At 52.4% G+C, this 334-nt stretch carries 1 protein-coding gene; it reads left to right on the forward strand.

Going from position 1 to position 334, the window contains the following annotated elements:
* Positions 1-17: 17 nt before the first annotated feature.
* The coding region (locus HMPREF3277_RS06125) for a transposase (RefSeq protein ID WP_141765188.1) at positions 18-334 on the forward strand (317 nt) is incomplete at its 3' end.

Consider the following 334-nt stretch of genomic DNA (forward strand, 5'->3'; position numbering starts at 1 on the left):
CATTTAGGGGATTTTCCATGAGCACCTTCTTCCAGCAAACCGCACAAGCCATGATCGCCAAACACATCGACCGCTTCCCGCTATTGAAGTTGGATCAGGTGATTGATTGGCAACCGATCGAACAATACCTGAATCGTCAAAGAACCCGTTACCTTAGAGACCACCGCGGCCGTCCCGCCTATCCCCTGTTGTCCATGTTCAAAGCCGTCCTGCTCGGACAATGGCACAGCCTCTCCGATCCCGAACTCGAACACAGCCTCATCACCCGCATCGATTTCAACCTGTTTTGCTGTTTTGACGAACTGAGCATCCCCGATTACAGCACCTTATGCCG

Origin of the sequence: Neisseria sp. HMSC70E02 (assembly GCF_001838645.1) — a bacterium.
Classification (GTDB): domain Bacteria; phylum Pseudomonadota; class Gammaproteobacteria; order Burkholderiales; family Neisseriaceae; genus Neisseria; species Neisseria macacae.